This is a genomic window from Paenibacillus sp. AGC31 (assembly GCF_057334655.1).
The window spans coordinates 302,083-321,690 of record NZ_JBHFJH010000027.1; the positions used below are offsets into that span (position 1 = coordinate 302,083).

Genomic DNA, 19,608 nt, shown 5'->3' on the forward strand with positions numbered 1-19,608 from the left:
TCGTACAGTGTATCATGTGTGTTTTTATGTACCCGAGGAAAAGGAGTGAACATATGTCAATACAGTGGAATATACCCGAGCAGAGGCTTTCCCCTTATGCGGTAAACTTGTGGAGAATTAGCGCCATCATATGGAATGTAATAGGCTTTCTGATCCTTGCCGTACTGTTAATACTCGACTCCATCTATGGATGGAAGACGTGGATTGGTTGGATCTTGTGGGGCGTTACAGCCATATCTGTGCTCTACGCGGTGTGGGATATTTTGATCCAGCCGACATGGTTATACAAGCATTGGTACTATGATGTGAATGAGGAGTTCCTGCAACTGAAGCGTGGGGCGCTAACCAAGGTACATCAGATCATCCCCATGGCAAAAGTGCAATCGGTTACAACAAATCAGGGACCTTTGATGCGAAAATATGGACTCTATTCCGTATCGGTTGGCACGATGGGTTCATCGCATGAAATCCCGGCATTGCCAGAGGAAGTCGCGCTTGCACTCCGTCATCAGATTGCATCCTATGCGCGGATTAATGAGGTGGATGAATGATCGATCTGAAGCGACATCATCCATTAACCATGCTGTGGAGTCTGTGGAAACTGGTGAAGAATTCGTTCGCCATCGTCCTGTTTTTGTTTGTTTTCCGTCAGGGATCAGAGTCCCCATGGCTTTTCTATGGAAGGATCGCCTTTTATGCGGGGATTTCCATCGGCATTGTGTCGATCATCTGGAAGTGGTTTACTTCTCGTTATACAGCAGACGTTAAGGCTTTTCACATCTACAGTGGTGTGTTTAACCGTACCCGAAGAACGATACCTTATACGAAGGTCCAGAATGTGAATCGTCATACAACGCTGTTTCATCGGTTGTTCAGCGTGACGTCGATTCGATTCGAGACCGGAATTAAGGGAGAAGATGCTACCTTTCAGTTACACGTTGTTTCACTTTCCGAAGCGGAACAGCTGGAGAAAATTGTAGCAGGTCATATGGCTGAAGAAGCAGAAACAGCAGGGGCAGCAGAGGAACATGATACGTTGGATGCAGTTCAGGTTATGGAAGAGAGAGAGGCGCAATCCGAACCTTTTATAACTGTTGAAGCGATGTCTCTACCTGCAAAAGAAAAACAGGAACGGATTGTTCATTATCACTCCACCCGCAAGGACATATTCAAAGCATCCTTTACCTCGCTTAGTTTTCTCGTACTGATTCCGGTCTTGGCTACGCTTTATTCCTGGGTGAAGGACTTCTTCCCTGATGAAGAAGTAACGGAAAGTTTGTTATTAACCTGGCTTGATTCCTGGTGGATTGCCGGTTTGATGATTTTAGTTTTATTGATTATATCTATTGCTCTGGGCATAGTCAGAACCTTCGTAAAATATGGGAATTTCCAGATCACCTCGGATGCCAAGCGGATCTATATCTCGAAGGGCATGATGGAGCAAACGTCATTTTCAATCCTGAAAGAACGAGTACAGGCCGTGAAAATTACACAGTCTCCGATGAAAAGGCTGCTTGGACTGGCGGAAGTAGAACTGACGACTGCGGGTAGTCTGGGGGAATCCGAGCAGGAGGTGAATTCGCTTTATCCTTTCTTGCCTGTGAAGCAAGCCTATATCCTGATAAAGGAGATTCTACCATCCTATCGGGTCACACAGGAGATGGAAAAACTTCCGAAAATATCATTATGGTTGCGCCTGCTCAAACCAAGTTGGGGATGGATCATTATCACGGGTTTACTGTGGTACTTCAAACCAGTGGTGTTTGGGCAGAAACATGCCTGGTGGATGATTTCCGCGATTCTGCTCGTGTGGATTGCAACATGCAGAGTGATGGACTTTTTCCATACCCGATACATTCTGCACCAGAATTTCATTCAACTTCGAACCGGAGCGCTCACTTCAACACTCTTCATCTCCAAACGTGAGAAAGTCATCGAAGTGCAGATCACCCGTAATGTGTTACAGCGTTGGTTCGGTGTGGCGTCCATTCATACGATAAACCGGGCCAAACCTGTTCTGCATCATCGTGCACATGACATCCCCCTGGATACGGCGGAGTCATTTCAATCATGGTACATGGGACGCACCCAAGATGTTCAGACCCGTTAAACGTAAGAGCAAGTGCAGGAAGACCACACAAGGTTATTCTGTGCTTGCTCTTTTTAATTGAAGACAGAGGAGGAAGAACAATTTGATTAAAGCTGTGTTCTTTGATGTGGACGGTACATTGCTGAGCGAAATAGATCGGAGTTTATCACCGCGTACAGCTGAGTCGATCCGGGAATTGATTCGTAAAGGCGTTCGAGTGGTACTCGTCACAGGCAGGCCCTATAATTTATGCGAAGAATTCAGAAATCTCGGAATCGATACGATCATTTCGGCTAATGGAGCATTGATCAAAGCAGGTAATGAAGTGATACATAAGTCTGTACTTTCAGCACAGATGGTTAGAGCATTCAGTGAGTTTGCCGAGTTGCAGGGGCACAGTATTTCATATTTTACAGAGTCATTTGAGACAAACGGGTTGTGTACAGTAGATGGTCGTGTTACTGAGGCGTTAAGAGATACACTTGGACTCATGGATTCCCCGCAGAAAATTAGCACGTTGGAACAGGACGTATATTGCATCTGTTTATATGCAGATGAAGCGGAGACGGAGAAATTCCAATCCAGATTTCCTTCCTTACGATTCGTGAGATTCCATCCGTATGTAGTGAATGTGCTGGAAGCGAGCGAAGTCAGCAAATCTATAGCCGCAGAGAAAGTTCTCGACTACCTGAAGATATCCAGAGAGGAAACAATGGCCTTTGGCGATGGGGAGAATGACGTGGATCTATTAGTGTATGCGGGAATCGGAATTGCGATGGGAAATGGCGGAGAACGAATTAAACAAAGCGCCGATTATGTCACCCTGCGGGCAAGTGAAGATGGAGTCACCCGTGCATTAAAGCAATTTAAGATTTTATGAGAATGGATCGGCTAAAAAGATGAAGGATATCCAAATTGTGGATTATAATGTAGAATGATATAGCACGTATTAAGCCCTAAAGCATAGGGTGTTGATCGAAGGGTGACTTATGAAAAAGGTTGTTATCGTAATCCTGTCTCTTGTCGTACTTGTAGGTGTATCCTCTTCCGCTTATGCTCATCCAGGCAGACTGGATAAGAATGGTGGACATAATTGTTCAGCCAAATCCAAACAAAAGGGTCTGTGCACGGGTTATCACTATCACAAAAAGAAAAAATGAGAATGAGCTGTACAAGATAAACCCAGCCATCGTTCAATGTATGGTTGGGTTTGCATGTGTACCATTGATTTAAAATGATGGAGGCGGTTACACCATGCGGATACAGGAGATATCGGTATGGAATCGTGAAGAGTTAGTGGCGATGCTGGCCGAAAGCTCCAATGAGGGGTTCAGACATATCAAGCGATTAATCCATGAATATGAGACAGGAATTAATACATTTGAGCAAGAAGATGAAGCGCTTTTTGAATGCAGAATGCACGATAAGGTTGTTGGGATCTGCGGTTTGAACAGAGATCCTTATACTGAAATGACTGATACCGGAAGAATTCGCAGGCTTTATGTGATGAGAGAATTTCGAAGACATGGGGTTGGGCGCAGGCTGATGGATGCGGTTATTCAGAAAGCGGAGAATCATTACGCTCGACTGGTTCTGTACACGGATCAACCGGTTGCTGGATCTTTTTATCGCGACTTGGGATTTAGAGAAGTGACGAGTATGGAGAAGATAACGCATGTACTGGAATTGGGGGAGAAGGAAGATGGATCATATTAAAGCGGTTATTTTTGATTTGGATAATACAATTCTGAACAGAACGATGACCTTTGGCGGCTTCACGCAGCGTTTAATCAAGACCTATTTTGGTCACTTGGAGTCAACCGAAGAGATAAGTAAACGAATTATTGAACTCGACCAGGATGGTTATAAGGACAAACCCCTTCTGTTCAACGAGTTGTTGAATGAACTGCCTTGGGCAGAACATCCGCCACATGCAGAACTGATGGAGTTTTATGGCAGAGAGTATGTGCGAAGTTCAGTTCTGATGGAACAAGCGCGAGAAGTCGTTCAGCATCTGCGGGGGAAATACCAAACCGGGTTAATTACCAATGGGCAGACCGATATTCAGTATGGAAAAATCGATCAACTCGGTATCCGGGAGGATTACGACCATATTATTGTTTCAGAAGAGGCAGGAGTCAAAAAGCCCGATCCACGCATATTTCAGCTTGCGCTCGATCATTTCGGTCTAAGCCCAGAGCAATGCATCTACATTGGCGATCATCCGGTGAACGATATTCAAGGAGCGGCAAGCGTTGGCATGAGTACGATCTGGATGAAGGTTAACCAGCCATGGCAGGACACCATTACGACTGGTCCTTTACATACGATTGAGCATCTAAGTAAGCTGAAGAAATTGCTGTAGAAGGCGGTTATATAAATTGAATATAACATTTACACAAAACGTAGAGGACAGAAATAACCTAAAGAAGCGGAGCTAAAAGCTTTCTGAAAGAAAGCTACTTCGGAAGCATAAACCTCGCCTTTATCCCCGGATTTACCCTTTAGGAAAGGAATCAAAAAAATCTGGGGATAACAGTGATCGGAAGGTTGTTCTGTCATCGGAGTGTCTAGTGTAAATATTCTTTAGTTCAGTTTATATAGACAAGTAGATTCCTATAATTACAGTTTGGAAAGCGAGGTACATATGGAGATTAGACAGATGGCTACAGCATTTTTGAGCAATGGCTCAGACATGCTGATGATGAAGAAGGCGGGTAGCAGATTGTTTGATTTTGAATTCTGGGGTGGCATTGGCGGACATTTGGAACAAGGGGAACTGAACACGCCCATGACCGCCAGCTATCGGGAGATTGAAGAAGAGACCGGATTCAAGCAAGCGGATGTCGAACACTTTCGGCTTCGATATATTCTGTTAGAGGTTAACGGTGGTGAGATTTGGCAGCAGTTTGTATATTTCGGAGAGACGAGTCATCGACGGTTTGTACCCTCGGATGAAGGGGAGTTGTTCTGGATACCGCTGGATGAGGTGCTGGATTTGCATGCGTCTATTCTGGTCAAAGCAACGCTCCGGCACTATTTACAACAACCGGGAGCAGAAGACATCTGGATTGGCAACGTTCAGAGCGGAACAGATTTAAAGGGCACTCCACAGGTAATTTGGAACAGAATGCAGGAAACGATATCATTTGAGCCAAAGGGGGTTATCAATAATGTTGAAATATAGAACTGAAAGAAAAAAATTGAGATGGATCAATTACCTGTTGATCACTGTACTGATTGCTATCATTCTTCCGAGTAGTCATGTAGAGGCAGGCAGCACAATTACAGTAAAAACGAAGGTCCAGTATTACAAAGGACAGCCATACATACATCTAACAGGTGGTAATAAATCTGTGACCGATAAGATGAACAAGACATTTAAACTCCACGCAGTGAAAGCAGCTCGCCTGGACAAGGAAGAAAAGAAATCAAACAAAAATTATTTCTACATTACCATGGCCAGTGTAAAATACAATGCAAAAGAAAAGTTATCTGTGGTATATGAAGATCATGTGTACACTGGCGGAGCACATGGAATGGATGCAACAAAAACATATAACTATGATTTAAGAACGGGGAAAGAACTGAAGCTAAGCGAGTATGTTAAAGACGATACTCAGATGGAGAAGGTAGAGAAATCAATCTCCAACAGTCTATTAGCCATGTATAATGCAGGAGTTTCTATTTTTGAAGAAAATATTTATGATTTTCAGCTTGATCAAACATCTGAATTCTTTTTATATGATAAAGGAATTGTCATCCGATTCCACCCTTATGAGGTTGCCCCTTACGCTAAAGGGTTTGTAGATATCAAAGTCCCGTACAGTAAATTCAACCAATAGATCGTATGCAATAAAATGCATGAATCAGTTTAAGGAGTCATGTCTTTTTTCTATATGACGGATTGTAATATGAAGTGCGACACCCTACTGAAATAAAAAAATGGCTCACAGCCTGATTCGTGTAGAATGAAAGTTACCACACCAGCATTCACACAAGGAGAATCAGTCCATGAGTTATTCACATCTTAGCATAATCGAACGCAGCAAGCTAGAAATCCTCCACAGACAAGGCAAAAGCTCAAGAGCTATTGCAAAAGAACTGGGGAGACATTCGTCCACGATTTGCCGCGAACTAGATCGTGCTAATTCATCGTATCCCTATCAGGCAGAACACGCTCAGAACGCTTATGAGAAGCGTCGTCAATCCTCTGTTTCTTCAGGTAAATGGTCAAGCACCTTAGCTGCTTCACTGGAGGAAAAACTGAAGGCAACGTGGTCTCCGAAACAGATCAATCAACGCTTCCGTACCGAAGGCTTGCCAGCAGTATCCTTCAAAACGATCTATCGCTGGATCTACGCAGGTCGACTGGTTCAAGGCACGTTACAGGTTCTTCGGCACAAAGGAAAGCGTCAGAAACCCGCAGAAACTCGCGGTAAATTTGCCATTGGCAGATCCATTTCGGATCGTCCCCAAGAGGTTCGTTCTCGTGAAACGTTTGGGAACTGGGAACTGGATACCGTCGTATCTAGTCGTGGGAAAAGTAAAGGATGCATAGCCACGCTCATTGAACGCAAAACCCGTCTATATACCGCCATTCTCATGCCTGATCGCACTGCTCTGTCTATGGAAATTGCGCTTGGTGTAGCCATCTCACAGTATCCCACAGGCACTTTCCTCACAGCCACGGCTGATCGGGGAAAGGAGTTTGCATGCTATGCCAATCTGGAAACAAGCCATGACCTGCACGTTTATTTTGCTGATCCATATTCGTCTTGGCAACGCGGTTCCAATGAGAATGCGAATGGATTGCTTCGAGAGTTTTTCCCGAAAGGCGCCGATCTCGCTCAAGTCGAGGATGAAGATCTTGCCAGTTCACTAGATCTAATAAACCACAGACCACGAAAATGCTTGGGTTGGAGAACCGCTCACGAATCTTTCACAGAGGAACTGTCGCACTTGGTTTGATAATCTGTCGTAAGTATAGTTTAAATTAAATTGTTTATTACATATTTCCAAGCTTTTACTATCGTTATAATAACATATAAGAGAAGTAGTTAATTTACTTCATAAAAATTGCAGGGGGATAACAAATGAATGATTTTTTTAGATTTGATACTGATGAAGAACGGCGGGCGTTATTAATCAGAGCAAGGAAAGTCGCTTTATCTGCAATTCGAAAGTATGACGTAGAATGGGATAACATCCAGTTTATTCAACTATCCGGCGATACGATCACGTATAAAATTGAAACCAGTACAGATAACAATTATTTACTTCGCATTCATTCGGACCGATTAAGCAGAGAGGAAATTCGTTCGGAACTCCTACTGTTACAAGCACTGAACAAATCGAAAGATCTAAAAGTACCAGAAGGGATGGCAAATTGTGATAGTATTTATGTATTGGACATCGAAACAGAGACAGGATATAGGCGCCCTTATATAACGATGATGCGATGGATAGAGGGTGAAAAAGTTGTAGGTGAATTTACAGATAGTCAAGCATATAATATAGGTGTATTGATGAGCAGGCTCCATGAAGCAGCAAAGGATTTCAATCCACCTTCTGATTTTGTAAGACCTACTTGGGGAGTAGAAAGTTTTAAACGTGAAATGGCTAAGTTGGAACGTTACTATGAGCGTTTTTTATCCGAAGAGGGATGGAAGCTGTATCAAGATGCAGCTGAGAAGGTTGTATCCCAACTTACCACGATGCATCCAAGTGAACATAACTATGGGCTCATTCATGCTGATTTACATACCGGTAATATGGTTTTTGAGGATAATCAACCCTATCCGATTGATTTTGGAAGATGTGGGTACGGATATTATCTCTACGATATGGCAGGCACCATATTGGAGCTTTGGCCAAAGCATCGATGGATGCTTATCCAAGGTTATGAGAGTATTAGGAAGTTGGAAACCGACTATATTCGGGATCTGGAATGTTTTTTTGTCATGTTCATGATCGAGAACTGCTGCCATCACGCCTCTGATCCAAGAGAAACAACCAGTTTAATCGATGAACAAAAGTATGCCCAAGCATACATAAGAGAATATTTAAATGGTAATCCATTTTTATTCGAAGTGATCAAGCCTGTAAATGTGGATTAATACTAACCGATACCGGGCTAAAATAATGATATCTTATGGTGATGATTTACAATAGGTCGCTTTTTAGAGTGTTTGTTCATAACATGCTATGCCAATCTGGAAACAAGCCATGACCTGCACGTTTATTTTGCTGATCCATATTCGTCTTGGCAACGCGGTTCCAATGAGAATGCGAATGGATTGCTTCGAGAGTTTTTCCCGAAAGGCACCGATCTCGCTCAAGTCGAGGATGAAGATCTTGCCAGTTCACTAGATCTAATAAACCACAGACCACGAAAATGCTTGGGTTGGAGAACCGCTCACGAATCTTTCACAGAGGAACTGTCGCACTTGGTTTGACAATCTGTCATATACAATCGAAATATTTTAAATAATTCCAATAAATGAGGCTCTATGTGTCTACATACCGTGTAACAGCTCAACCCATTCCAAGATGTAGGTTTTGTTATGAAGTGTATTGGAAACATGTTTCAGGCCGACTGTAGTAGCGTGCACATGCTGCTACGGTCGGCCTGAACGGGGCGAACCAGTTTAACTTAACAGAGGGCAGAGGCGGTTATTATGGGTTGTTGGAAGAAGCTGATTTCGTCCGACTACGCTGTAATAATTCGATCTTTCGTTCGTCTGTTCCGATGTTCTATAGCCTCCTCATAATCCCCGATTAGTGTATCAAAAATATGCTCCCACGACCGCTGCTCAGCCAGCTTTCTGCCTTTCAGTCCCATTATCCTCAATTGGTTCACGTGATTTCCCCAGAGACATATCTCCCGAATCAGTGCATCAGCCTGACCTGGCTCGAATAAAACACCGTTACGGTGGTGGGATATCAGATCCTTTACACCTCCGGCATTGGCCGCCACCACAGGGAGTCCTGAAGCCATCGCTTCCAGTACCACATTGCCAAATGTCTCCGTAGAGGAAGGAAACACAAACAGATCTGCCGAAGCATACATAACAGCAAGTTCTTCGCCATGCATATATCCTGTAAAGGTGACATTGGATGGGGATTGCAGACGCATTTTGGGGAGAGATGGGCCGTCGCCAACGATAATCCAGTGTACACGGGACTGCATTTCCTGGGGCAGCTGCTGCATGGTAGTCGTGAGCGTAGCGATATCTTTTTCCGGGGCAATGCGTCCAACGTAGAGTAGAATAAGGGGAGCGGTGATGTGGTATCGTTCACGGATATCCGAGCTGTGTTTATCAGGGGAGTACAGGTTGCAATCAATCCCGCGAGACCAAAGTTTCAGACGCTGAATGCCCTGGGCTTGCAGGGTGTTTAATGTTTCCTGCGATGGAGTCAGTGTTGCATCACAGGCGCGGTGGAACCATTGGATATATTTCCAGTAGAGCGGAATCATACTTTTTAACCGGTAGTATTCGAGATAACGATCAAAGTGGGTATGGTAGGAGACAACATGCGGAAGATGGTGTTTGAGTGCATACCTCAGGCCAAGCAGCCCCATATTAATAGGCGTAGCGATATGCAGCAGATCGGGCTGAAAGGCTTGTAGCTGTTTGTGTGTGTTTGCTCTGTTGGGTAGAGCAATGCGGCATTCGGGATACAGAAAAAAAGGGATGTTGGCAACCGATCGGACTTGAGTCTCATGGCTTCCTTCAATGACGGAGTTCGGAGTAAACAGCAGATGTTCAATTCTTCTGCGGTTCAGATGATTACTCAAGCGGTGGAGCGTGCCAGCAACACCATTGGTTTCCGGAAGATAGGTGTCTGTGAACAAGGCCAGGCGCATCATTACCCCTCCCAAGACTCGTGATGCCAAGATCATAACAGCGGAACATTTTCCAGAGGTCAAGTGCACGTTAACTTGACGATATTCCCTGTAAAATGACTTCTGCACGAACATGTAAACTTCCATAAGTTCAACTTATATAGCGTATTCTGCTATGATGTAATAACGTGTCGGCGTAGTTGAACTTGAAATTTACACGAAACGGAGAGGGCAGAAAAAAACTGAAGAAGCGGAGCGTTCGCCTTTATCACCGGATTTTACCCTTTAATAAAGGGATTGAAAAAATCTGGGGATAACAGCGATCGGAAGTTTATTCTGACCGCGTAGTGGTCCAGTGTAAAAAACACGTTCAAACTATTTAGACAGAGAGATACAGGAGGCAGAGAAAGATGAACAAGTTACAAGAAGAATTGCAGGAGTTGTTACCACTCGATCAGCTTGAAGAGATGTCGGGTGAAGAAGTGGTGGGGAGTGTTGCCATGGACCTGTATCGGGCTGAATTTTCGACGATTCGAGAAAGTGGGCCGGAACTTCCGCAAGTATTGCAAGATATCATTCTAATCATTGATCTGGATACCGAGCTGTCCATGAACGGGATGACCGGTTTCCTTGAGAATATCAGCGGACAGTATCTCGGTGAGACAATAGCAGCGATGGAGCGGATCGGCAATGATGCAGATGTCGTGATCCTGAAGAAAATAGAGCAGATGTTGTCCGAAAGCGGCGTAACGCACGGGCAATTACGAGATAATGTGAATGGCCTGTCCGAAGATGACATCACGACAAGCCTGCAAACACACGGGGAACAGATTCATGAGGTATTACAGCAGATTGAACTGGAAGCCGCGAATTTGAGCATGCAATCGGATAACGAAGAAAGCTTTGACCTGCTGTATCAATATGTGGATAAAAATAAAGAACGTTTGAAACAGGAGATGCAGCACGTTTTGTCTAATTGAATGGGAAGAGATCTTGTATAAAGAAATCCTTCACAACATTATTTGAGGAGGCAAAATGACAAGCATGAACAAACGATTAGCGATGGAATCCTTTCTGGTTACCTTGTTATTCATCGTTGGTTTTGCAGCTTGGAATGTCGTTCAAGGCATGATCATGACCATGAATTACGTACCTGATCTGACAAACACCGCTTCTTCGGGTACCCCACTGCAATCCAAGGTTGCTTTTGGAACTATTGTTCGGTGGGATTCTTCCATGATAATCGTTGGCATAGGCGCAGTTATCCTGTTTGGAACTGCTTATTATGTTATCCGCTCACAATTCCAGCAGCGGAAGCAGCGCCCCTAGTCGATAGTAATCTCGTAACACATATTTCTTTATACACTAAAAAGAGCCCTTATTGTCAGATCACTGATAATAGGGCTGCTTTTCGTTATCCTCATATATTAAGAATGCCGGCCGCAGCCTTCTGACCAGATATCACAGCACCTTCCATTGTGGTGAACATGGGCTGTTTAGTATAATCCCCAGCGAGGTATAACCCTTGAATTGGAGTCACTTGTTCGGGTCGCTTGGGCTCATTGCCTGGTGAGATCCGATAAAAATTCTCATTCCCCCGAACAATCCGGTAATCCGTTACGGAAGACACACCTTCGGCAAGTCCGATATCGACCAACCCTTGTTTGGTACGCTCCCATACTTCCTCATCGGGCAGATCAATGAGTTCGTCGGGATTAACCAGAATGATTGAAGCTCTGCCGGGCCGCCCGCGAAACGTTGTTCGGGATTGCTCCCCAAATGAACCGATGTCGGTGCCTGGCCCAAAGGTTGTACGGTCCTCGGGCAGGAGCGGCAGCTCTAATTCGAACTGTGCTGTAACGTGTGGCATGGCATCCAGACTCAAAAAGGGCTGAAACCATTCATGTTCACTGAAGTGCTCTTCAAGTAATTGTTGGGAACGTCGGATATTGGTAGCTACAACAACACGTGTAGCGGAGAGCTGTTCACCATTTTCCAGTTCAACACCCTTCAGACCCTCCGAATCATAGAGTATTCGGATTACTGGGGCGTTGATTCGTACTTGTCCTCCTTTTTGCGTGATGGCAGCAGCCAGAGGCGCACACATGACATCCGTCATGCCGCCAGTAAAGGCACCAATTCGCATTTTATGAATCCGAGGAATACCCGGCAGGAACAGGCCAAAGAAGGCATACGCAGAATATTTATCAAGTGGCATGAAAAAAATGCCTGAAGATAACGGTTCAACGATTCGTTGCAGAGCCTGTTCGCTTACCCCATGCTGATTCGCAAAATCAAGCACCGATATTGAATCGAGTTCCTCAGGGCTGGATACACACTCCTTGAAGCCAGCAGCTAAAAAAGGAATAAGTGAAGCCTTGTCGGCTGGCGTGATGAAATTATTGTTTCCCAGCACACCTGATAGTGTTTTGAGGGGAGCATGAATAACGTCAAGTCCAAATTCACCATGCTCATCGACATTTGGGTGACGGACTTCCATCGTTGTTTCCCATACCAACATATCATCAAGGTCAATGCCAGCACGTTCAAGCAGATCTGGCAGTGCTTTGTAATATCCAATGAATTTATGGAACCCGGACTCCACCTCCATTCCCCGCTCATTCCAGTTCCCTGTGCGTCCGCCTACATAGGGGGCAGCTTCGAGGACCAGTACAGACTTTCCCTGTTCTACAAGTTCAAAGGCACAACTCAAACCAGCGAGCCCTGCACCGATGACAATGATTCGATCTTCGTTCATCTGAGAATTGTTGGGTTGTGTAGACAATCATATTCCCTCCTTTTATATCTAATATACCCATTAACTCCTGTACAAAAGCTTCTATACATAATTGAGATCGAGTTATCGTAGTACAAAAAAAACAGCACTTCGACACGGATGTGCCAAAGTGCTGTTGGTACAGATGACAATCAGATATGTTTGGAAATGATTTCTTCCAGTCCTTGAGCAACAGAATGCGCACCCCGTGCCAGGTGTCTTTCATACAGATGCAGGCGGACGAAACTCTCATCTGTGCCCATCGCTTCCGAGAACATTCCACTGAGTCCGCGAGCGCGGCGGTCGATCTGTAATAGCAGCTCCAGGGAATCGCCCATCGGATAGAACATGACTTCCAGCTCATCCAGATGCCCACGGAATTTGTTGGTTGGCACATATTCGAATTCCTGAACAAATGGCAGATTGCCGCCCAGTTTCGGTGCATAATCGTTTGTCACTTCACGGAGTTTGAAGCCGAGGATATCCATTGCATCGAGCACGGTGTTCATGTCTTTGCTAGGAACAACATGCAATCTGTCCCGGTCTGAGGGGTCTACAGCGCTTGAAATATCAAGGCCCGTTTCTACCCACACCTCTGCACGATGTAGCGTAATAGGCAGGTTTTCTGGTAAGTCAAATGAGAAGTCTTTCTCCAATTTGGCTCCAGGCTGTAATGTAAAACCTTCGGTGAGCAGATATTTGGCTATAACGGCTGTTTCTTTTACTTTACGATCATCGTGCTCCCGTATGTAATGGGTTTTGATTGAAAGATAGATTCGATCTACGTTCTGTTCCACATCTCCACCTTCAATGTACACAACCCCCGAGATGATTCCTCCAGGCGTGACCTCAGGTGTATGCAATTCTGTATTTACTCTGGCTGCTCCAACACCTACACTGGCTAACATTTTCTTGAAAAATGACATGCGCTCAACCTCCAGATCAGATGGTTTATTATATGGGATACATACGGCTTCGACCTTAATACGGAAGCTGGAAGAGAAGCGTTTCATATTTTAGCAAAGATATATCATATATCCAAACAGGAGAATCGACGTACCTATGTCGAATGTTTAAATAAAGGGATTTTTTGTCAGGAGGAACTCTATGAGCATGGAATGGTACGATATGATTGCACGACGTAATGGAGGATACAAGGGTAGAGCTTTATATACGCTTGAAGGTAACTCTGCTGAAGATATTTTTGAAGAGAGGTTGATTAAGCTTTTGCCTCAGTATACATCCGTGCTCGATGCAGGCTGTGGACATGGGGAGTTTACGTTGAAAATGTCGGAATATACCGATCACATTATGGGATTTGATAATTCGGAAGAGATGATAAAGATAGCCCGGAACAGTCTTCATTCAAGCACGATAACAAATGTAGAATTTTTCTGTGTCAGCACAAAAGAAAAGATGCCATTTGAAGATAAGCAATTTGGTCTGATCTATGATCGCAGAGGTCCAACTTCCATTATTGAGCATGGGAGATTGCTGCAAAAGGATGGAGTTATGATTGGTATTCATACGGATATAACAAAGGTACGTGAGCGTTTGGAAAGAAATGCATTTAAGGAGATCAAGATTGAGGAATATAACGAGGCATTTATGATTTTCTCAGATGAAAAAGAGTTTGCCATCTTTCTCTCCGATATCCCCGGAAACTCGGATTATACACAGCCTGAGTACCGGGAACAGCTGGAAGTCAAGCTGAAGGAGAACCAGGTTGATGGTAGGATTGCTGTAAGAGAATGCAAGTATATTTGGCAGGCCATAAGGAGGTGAAGCGGATTGAACACAAAATTTTCAGAACAGAAATATGGTGAAACGGGTGTCAAAACCAGCTTCGAACAGATGGCGAACGGGGAACAAAAATATAAAATGATAGCAGAAGATGGCAGTTATTATTGTAGAACTGTTGCCTCTCCCCACGGAGCATGGCAAAACAGTCATGTACATATCAACTTAACGGAGTTTTATGTGGTGCAAACCGGATGGATTGCGTATGCCAGTTATGGAGACGATCAGATATTTTCGATTCGAGTGATGCGTGCAGGAGAGCACATCATTGTCCAACCTGGAATCCACCATAATATATACATGTCTGCACATAGCGCGATACATACCATCAAGCATGGATTGAATACCTCCAGTGATTGGACGGCATCCCCTGAGTTGGATAGGTTAACTCAATCTTTAACAGAGAAGGAGCTACTCCAGAAGTATGATTAACCAGACGGGAGGATCAGACAGATGCGTAAAAGCACAATATTTTGGACTACGGGAATAACGATAATCCTCTTGGTGACTCTGCTCATATACAGCTATGTTATTCCAAGTGTGAGTGCACAGGATGTTGTGATGGCAGGTACAATCAGGCAGATTGATACGGACGCAGTTGAGGTAGAGTTAGAGATAACGCGAAAAAGAGAAGACAAGGATCGACATATGGTGTATCCTGTTGTCCCTGGATGGGAAGGGGTCACATTCACTGAAGAACAAGATGATGCGTGGTACCTGCCTTCGTCTGTAGGCAGCTCCTATCTTGATCAAGTCATTCTGGAAAAGTATCTGAAGGCGCAGGGGAAAACCATGAAATCAGCTGATAATCTGATAGGATTTGCGATACCTGATGAGATAGGGAGCTACAAGTTGCGGTTAACGCTCAGATCTTCGGATGGAACGACTCAACCGCTTGAGAATCCCATGGTGTATTATGTTCACAACGAGCATTTGTTAGGGAAGGATCTGAGTTGGGTTACGGGTGAGAATCTGGAGATCAATAAGGAGTAATTCGAATGATGAATGTATATGAATTGAATGAAATCACCGTACGTTTCTTGGAAACAGAAGATGAACACCATCTGGTGAAATGGCTGTCAGACCCGAAAGTTCTTCAATACTATGAAGGGCGTGATCGGCCTCATGACCTGGAACAGGTGAGAGAGCATTACTACAATCAGAAAGATGATGCTACTCGTTGTATCGTTGAATATGGAGGACATCCGATTGGATACATTCAGTTCTATGAGCTTGAGGAAGAAGAACGAACGGAGTATGGTTATGGAGACACGGATGAGATCATCTATGGAACGGATCAGTTTATTTGTCAGGCAGACTACTGGAATAAAGGCATTGGTACACGGTTGATGCAGTCCATGCTGGCTTATCTGATTAATGAAAAACAAGCCCGTAAAGTGGTTATGGACCCTCAATCCTGGAACTTGCGAGCGATATCCTGTTACGAGAAATGTGGTTTCCAAAAGATTAAGCTGTTGGAGAAACATGAGCAGCATGAAGGACAGATGCGAGATTGTTGGCTTATGGAATATACCCTGTAGATCCTGTTTAAAGTTATTTTGAATCATACAAACAAGGAGGAATGATGGATGGATGAAAGATTTCCATTAGGACCATTTGTACACACGGGCGAAGTTACGCCCACGCAGAGAGAACAGTGGATTCGGGACATTGCTGAGTTGCCTGAACGCGCACGAGAAGCGGTAAAGGGACTAAGTGAAGAGCAATTAAGTCTGCCGTATCGAGAAGGTGGATGGATGCTCAAACAGGTCATTCACCACATGGCAGATAGCCATATGAACAGTATGATACGTTTCAAGTTGGCACTGACAGAGGATACACCTACGATTCGACCTTATTATGAAGAGCGCTGGGCTGAACTGAGTGATTCAAGAGACCTAGATGTTGAATTCTCGCTTCAGATTCTGGATGCCCTCCATCGTCGTTGGGTGTTTCTGTTAAACGCGTTGACAGATGCAGATTATGCCAAACAATTTTATCATCCCTCATCGAAAGAAACGACAAGACTGGATTACAATCTGGGCATGTATGCTTGGCATGGCAAACATCATGTTGCTCACATCACATCGCTTCGGGATCGGCTGGGAATATAGCTAGAAAAAATATCTTGTTGAGGAGAAATTATCAATGAGTGTACATATCAGACTATTAAATGAGAGCGATCCTGTAATCATATCAAAGGCGTTTCAGGAGCAGGGTTGGGGGAGATTCGCTGAGCAGTATACTCATTACTTGGCTGAACAACAGAATGGGGAACGCGTAACCTTGGTAGCCGAGTTGAATGGAGAATTTGCCGGATACGTGAATGTATTGTGGTATTCCAGCTACCCGTCTTTCAGGGAACAAGGTATTCCCGAAATTAACGATTTTAATGTGTTGATGAAGTTCCAGCGCCAAGGTATTGGTTCACGGTTGATGGACCGAGCAGAGGAAGTTATTCTGGAACGAACGGATGTAGCAGGCATTGGTGTAGGTGTGTTTTCCGATTATGGCAAAGCGCAAGTTCTATATGCCCATCGCGGATACATACCAGACGGTCACGGTGTACACAAACATGATCATTACATTCAGCCGGGTGAAGAAACGATTATGGACGACGATGTTGTACTTTATCTTACGAAGAAGCTAAAAGCCACGCAATAAGTCTAATGTGTAGTTAGTACTTGCAAAGAAAGATGATAAAAAAGCGGTCCTGCATGTTATACTCTATTGGAATTTGAAGAATGATAAGCAGGATGTTGAGAGATTAGATGAGCAGAGGAGTGATTGATCCATGTTTAGCAAAGTCGGCCAGGTTATGTTGTATGTCAACAATCAAGATGAATCACTGGCTTTTTGGACGGAAGTTGCAGGATTCCACATTGTGGATGAAGTAAACCTTGACGAGGGCATGAGATGGATTGAGATTGCGCCTACCCCAGACTCGCAGACGAGTATTATTCTCCATGACAAAGAGTTCGTTGAACGGATGTCGGCGGGTGTAAATCTGGGCACACCTTCGTTAATGTTCTTCACCGATAATCTGGATCAGTTATATGCCGACTTGGCTAGTAAACATGTAACGGTCGGAGAGATTGTAGAGATGCCAACCGGGCGAGTTTTCAACTTTGCTGATAATGAAGGAAATTACTTTGCAGTTTTGGAACGGGCGAAGTAAATTACAACTCAAAACCGCTATGCCTGTAAGCGATCGACATTCATGTCGGTCGTTTTTTGTTGGGAAAAAGCTTATGTTTTGGAGTAGAAACATGCAAGGAAAATAGAGAATTACTGGGTAAAAATGTTATAATAGAGTGTGGCTGATTTATTGAAAATGACGAGGAATGAATAGTCGGAAGTGAAGGTTTGGATGGAGCGATTAAGGAGGAATGTGGTTGTGGAAAAGACGATTAAAAGTGTACAGGATCTATATGATATGCTCGATGCGGACTTCAGATCTGCCAAGCAGTTTTGGGAACCTTTCTATGAGGATCGGAACAGACCCATCCCCTTTTTCCCAAACAAACCGGATGAGAATCTGGTAGCACATGTGAACGCAGGTGTCCTAAGCGGTGGCAAGGCACTGGAACTGGGGTGTGGCCCGGGCAGAAATGCGTTGTATTTAACACGCCAAGGATATCAGGTAGATGCTTATGACCTTTCGGAGACAGCTATTGCCTGGGCTAAGGAGAGGGCGGTAGAAGAGCAATTGGACGTGCATTTTGAATGTCGATCTGTATTCGAATTGTCCCCAGAGCAAGAATATGATCTTGTCTACGACTCGGGTTGTCTGCACCATCTGTTGCCACATCAGCGCATTCCCTACATAGAGATGATCCACAATGCACTCCGGCCTGGAGGATACTTTGGAATGACTTGTTTTGCTCCTGGTTATGGCGATATTGGTGGGCCTGAGGTCGTTATGAATGATTGGCAGGTGTATCAAGAGAAGTCGATGCGAGGTGGTCTTGCATTCACGGAGGAGAAGCTTCGCTACATGCTGGAAGATGGCTTTGAATGTGTGGAGTTCCGTGCGATGAAGACGATGGAGCAGCATGAACTATGTTTTGGTGTACCTTTTCTCTGGGCCACGTTGTGGAGAAAGAAAGATTCATAAGCTTATATGGGGATATGATCGATTGAAGATAGAGGAGGGGGAGTATCGAAATGGGAACAGAAACAGGAAGAAGACACTTTATCATTACAGGCACATCCAAAGGGATCGGTTTACAACTTGCAGAGTTATTATTGGCTAAGGGGGATTACGTTTACGGTATTTCACGCGGGGGTTCGGATCTGTTGGAATCAAGCGAGGAATGGAGCGGACGTTACCGCCATGTTCAGTACGATCTTGCCGAACTGAATGGTATCGATGATTTGATTACACGCATATTGGACCAAATTCCGTCTCAGGAAGCTGAATTCATTGGACTCATTAATAATGCAGCGATGCTGGAGCCACTAAGACCTATCGATCAGTGCAGTGCGGCAGAGATAAGTCAGAGTCTTAACATCAGCCTCGCAGCGCCAATGATATTGAGTTCATCTTTTATTCAACAAACAAATCACCTGTCCGCCAGACGTAAAATTGTTAATCTTTCATCGGGTTCGGGAAGTTATCCCGCGCCTTCAATGGCAGTGTACTGTACATCCAAGGCAGGCGTGAACATGTTCACCCAATGCGTATCTCTGGAGCAAACGGGGCAACAGAACCCTGTTGAGATTATTGCTTTTGATCCGGGGATGGTCGATACGGAATTGCAGGCTGTTGCACGAGGCAAAAGTGCAGAGGAGTTCGCCCTTGCGGGTATGTTCAATCAAGTATATGAAACAGGACAATTAAGATCGCCACAAGATGTAGCGAAGCAGTTGATCGAGCGGATCGATGAACACAGTGATGCAAGCCATGTTATACACTCCACCGAGAGTTAATATCGTATACTTCGTTTTGCCTGTTTTCTTGTGAAGTAATAAGTAAGGATACCTTTTTGATATAAGCCCAATTTCCCTGTACACTGGTAACAGCGATCGGAAGTACGATTCGTAACGGTAAGGGTGATCCTGCAACAATGGAGTCTGATTACCTTATTCAAC

24 protein-coding genes and 1 pseudogene are annotated in these 19,608 nt (G+C 44.4%); 22 read left to right on the forward strand and 3 right to left on the reverse strand.

Going from position 1 to position 19,608, the window contains the following annotated elements; genetic code table 11:
* Positions 1-53 precede the first annotated feature (53 nt).
* From ACE04G_RS13430 to ACE04G_RS13480, 11 genes and pseudogenes are all read left to right on the forward strand, one after another.
* Positions 54-551, forward strand: a complete 498-nt coding sequence (locus ACE04G_RS13430) for a PH domain-containing protein (RefSeq protein WP_221822741.1) — start codon at positions 54-56, stop codon at positions 549-551.
* Positions 548-2,110 carry a PH domain-containing protein gene (locus ACE04G_RS13435; protein WP_449004172.1) on the forward strand — a complete coding sequence of 521 codons (1,563 nt, stop codon included), beginning with the start codon at positions 548-550 and terminating at the stop codon, positions 2,108-2,110. Before ACE04G_RS13430 ends, ACE04G_RS13435 begins: the two co-directional genes overlap by 4 nt.
* Before the next feature lie 82 nt (positions 2,111-2,192).
* A complete protein-coding gene (locus ACE04G_RS13440; protein ID WP_449004171.1) occupies positions 2,193-2,969 on the forward strand; it encodes a Cof-type HAD-IIB family hydrolase in 777 nt (258 codons plus the stop codon).
* Between the two features lie 109 nt (positions 2,970-3,078).
* On the forward strand, positions 3,079-3,249 hold the full coding sequence (locus tag ACE04G_RS13445; protein ID WP_094030640.1) for a YHYH domain-containing protein: 171 nt from the start codon (positions 3,079-3,081) through the stop codon (positions 3,247-3,249).
* Between the two features lie 94 nt (positions 3,250-3,343).
* Positions 3,344-3,805, forward strand: coding sequence for a GNAT family N-acetyltransferase (locus ACE04G_RS13450; RefSeq protein ID WP_339307510.1), 462 nt, complete (start codon positions 3,344-3,346; stop codon positions 3,803-3,805).
* Positions 3,792-4,454 (forward strand): HAD family hydrolase, encoded by a 663-nt coding sequence (locus ACE04G_RS13455; RefSeq protein WP_339307512.1) that lies wholly within the window; start codon positions 3,792-3,794, stop codon positions 4,452-4,454. The genes ACE04G_RS13450 and ACE04G_RS13455 overlap by 14 nt, the downstream gene beginning before the upstream one ends.
* Before the next feature lie 297 nt (positions 4,455-4,751).
* The gene (locus ACE04G_RS13460; RefSeq protein WP_449004170.1) at positions 4,752-5,276 is read left to right on the forward strand and encodes an NUDIX domain-containing protein; all 525 of its coding nucleotides are present in this window, start codon (positions 4,752-4,754) and stop codon (positions 5,274-5,276) included.
* Positions 5,263-5,934 (forward strand): DUF3298 and DUF4163 domain-containing protein, encoded by a 672-nt coding sequence (locus ACE04G_RS13465; protein WP_449004169.1) that lies wholly within the window; start codon positions 5,263-5,265, stop codon positions 5,932-5,934. The genes ACE04G_RS13460 and ACE04G_RS13465 overlap by 14 nt, the downstream gene beginning before the upstream one ends.
* A 169-nt stretch (positions 5,935-6,103) precedes the next feature.
* Entirely contained in the window at positions 6,104-7,060 is a 957-nt protein-coding gene (locus tag ACE04G_RS13470; RefSeq protein WP_339307518.1) for an IS30 family transposase, read from the forward strand.
* 125 nt (positions 7,061-7,185) lie between these two features.
* The gene (locus ACE04G_RS13475; protein WP_339307520.1) at positions 7,186-8,208 is read left to right on the forward strand and encodes a phosphotransferase enzyme family protein; all 1,023 of its coding nucleotides are present in this window, start codon (positions 7,186-7,188) and stop codon (positions 8,206-8,208) included.
* An 81-nt stretch (positions 8,209-8,289) separates the two neighbouring features.
* A pseudogene (locus ACE04G_RS13480) lies at positions 8,290-8,547 on the forward strand (IS30 family transposase); the annotation flags it as partial.
* A gap of 254 nt (positions 8,548-8,801) precedes the next feature.
* Here the strand turns inward: ACE04G_RS13480 and ACE04G_RS13485 are convergent.
* The gene (locus ACE04G_RS13485) at positions 8,802-9,962 is read right to left on the reverse strand and encodes a glycosyltransferase family 4 protein (RefSeq protein WP_339307522.1); all 1,161 of its coding nucleotides are present in this window, start codon (positions 9,960-9,962) and stop codon (positions 8,802-8,804) included.
* Positions 9,963-10,348: 386 nt separating this feature from the next.
* On the opposite strand from ACE04G_RS13485, the gene ACE04G_RS13490 reads away from it, so the two are divergent.
* A complete protein-coding gene (locus tag ACE04G_RS13490; protein WP_339307524.1) occupies positions 10,349-10,918 on the forward strand; it encodes a DMP19 family protein in 570 nt (189 codons plus the stop codon).
* A 64-nt stretch (positions 10,919-10,982) separates the two neighbouring features.
* The gene (locus tag ACE04G_RS13495) at positions 10,983-11,267 is read left to right on the forward strand and encodes a hypothetical protein (protein ID WP_339307526.1); all 285 of its coding nucleotides are present in this window, start codon (positions 10,983-10,985) and stop codon (positions 11,265-11,267) included.
* A 91-nt stretch (positions 11,268-11,358) separates the two neighbouring features.
* On the opposite strand, the gene ACE04G_RS13500 is transcribed toward ACE04G_RS13495, so the two are convergent.
* A complete protein-coding gene (locus ACE04G_RS13500) occupies positions 11,359-12,723 on the reverse strand; it encodes a hydroxysqualene dehydroxylase (RefSeq protein ID WP_339307528.1) in 1,365 nt (454 codons plus the stop codon).
* Between the two features lie 143 nt (positions 12,724-12,866).
* Positions 12,867-13,640 carry a sporulation protein gene (locus tag ACE04G_RS13505; RefSeq protein ID WP_339307531.1) on the reverse strand — a complete coding sequence of 258 codons (774 nt, stop codon included), beginning with the start codon at positions 13,638-13,640 and terminating at the stop codon, positions 12,867-12,869.
* A 181-nt stretch (positions 13,641-13,821) separates the two neighbouring features.
* Here ACE04G_RS13505 and ACE04G_RS13510 point away from each other — a divergent pair, with 181 nt between their 5' ends.
* The 9 genes from ACE04G_RS13510 (at position 13,822) to ACE04G_RS13550 (ending at position 19,446) form a co-directional block, all read left to right on the forward strand.
* Positions 13,822-14,499, forward strand: a complete 678-nt coding sequence (locus tag ACE04G_RS13510; protein ID WP_449004168.1) for a class I SAM-dependent methyltransferase — start codon at positions 13,822-13,824, stop codon at positions 14,497-14,499.
* A 6-nt stretch (positions 14,500-14,505) separates the two neighbouring features.
* On the forward strand, positions 14,506-14,946 hold the full coding sequence (locus tag ACE04G_RS13515; protein ID WP_449004167.1) for a cupin domain-containing protein: 441 nt from the start codon (positions 14,506-14,508) through the stop codon (positions 14,944-14,946).
* Between the two features lie 21 nt (positions 14,947-14,967).
* Positions 14,968-15,507: a hypothetical protein gene (locus ACE04G_RS13520; RefSeq protein ID WP_449004166.1), complete on the forward strand. Its 540-nt coding sequence runs from the start codon at positions 14,968-14,970 to the stop codon at positions 15,505-15,507.
* A gap of 8 nt (positions 15,508-15,515) precedes the next feature.
* On the forward strand, positions 15,516-16,055 hold the full coding sequence (locus ACE04G_RS13525) for a GNAT family N-acetyltransferase (protein ID WP_449004282.1): 540 nt from the start codon (positions 15,516-15,518) through the stop codon (positions 16,053-16,055).
* Between the two features lie 48 nt (positions 16,056-16,103).
* Positions 16,104-16,628: a YfiT family bacillithiol transferase gene (locus tag ACE04G_RS13530; protein WP_339183339.1), complete on the forward strand. Its 525-nt coding sequence runs from the start codon at positions 16,104-16,106 to the stop codon at positions 16,626-16,628.
* A gap of 34 nt (positions 16,629-16,662) precedes the next feature.
* On the forward strand, positions 16,663-17,178 hold the full coding sequence (locus tag ACE04G_RS13535) for a GNAT family N-acetyltransferase (RefSeq protein WP_339307540.1): 516 nt from the start codon (positions 16,663-16,665) through the stop codon (positions 17,176-17,178).
* 130 nt (positions 17,179-17,308) lie between these two features.
* Positions 17,309-17,692 (forward strand): VOC family protein, encoded by a 384-nt coding sequence (locus tag ACE04G_RS13540; RefSeq protein WP_339183342.1) that lies wholly within the window; start codon positions 17,309-17,311, stop codon positions 17,690-17,692.
* 192 nt (positions 17,693-17,884) lie between these two features.
* Positions 17,885-18,631: a class I SAM-dependent methyltransferase gene (locus tag ACE04G_RS13545; protein ID WP_449004165.1), complete on the forward strand. Its 747-nt coding sequence runs from the start codon at positions 17,885-17,887 to the stop codon at positions 18,629-18,631.
* 50 nt (positions 18,632-18,681) lie between these two features.
* A complete protein-coding gene (locus ACE04G_RS13550; protein WP_449004164.1) occupies positions 18,682-19,446 on the forward strand; it encodes an SDR family NAD(P)-dependent oxidoreductase in 765 nt (254 codons plus the stop codon).
* The last annotated feature ends 162 nt before the right edge of the window (positions 19,447-19,608 follow it).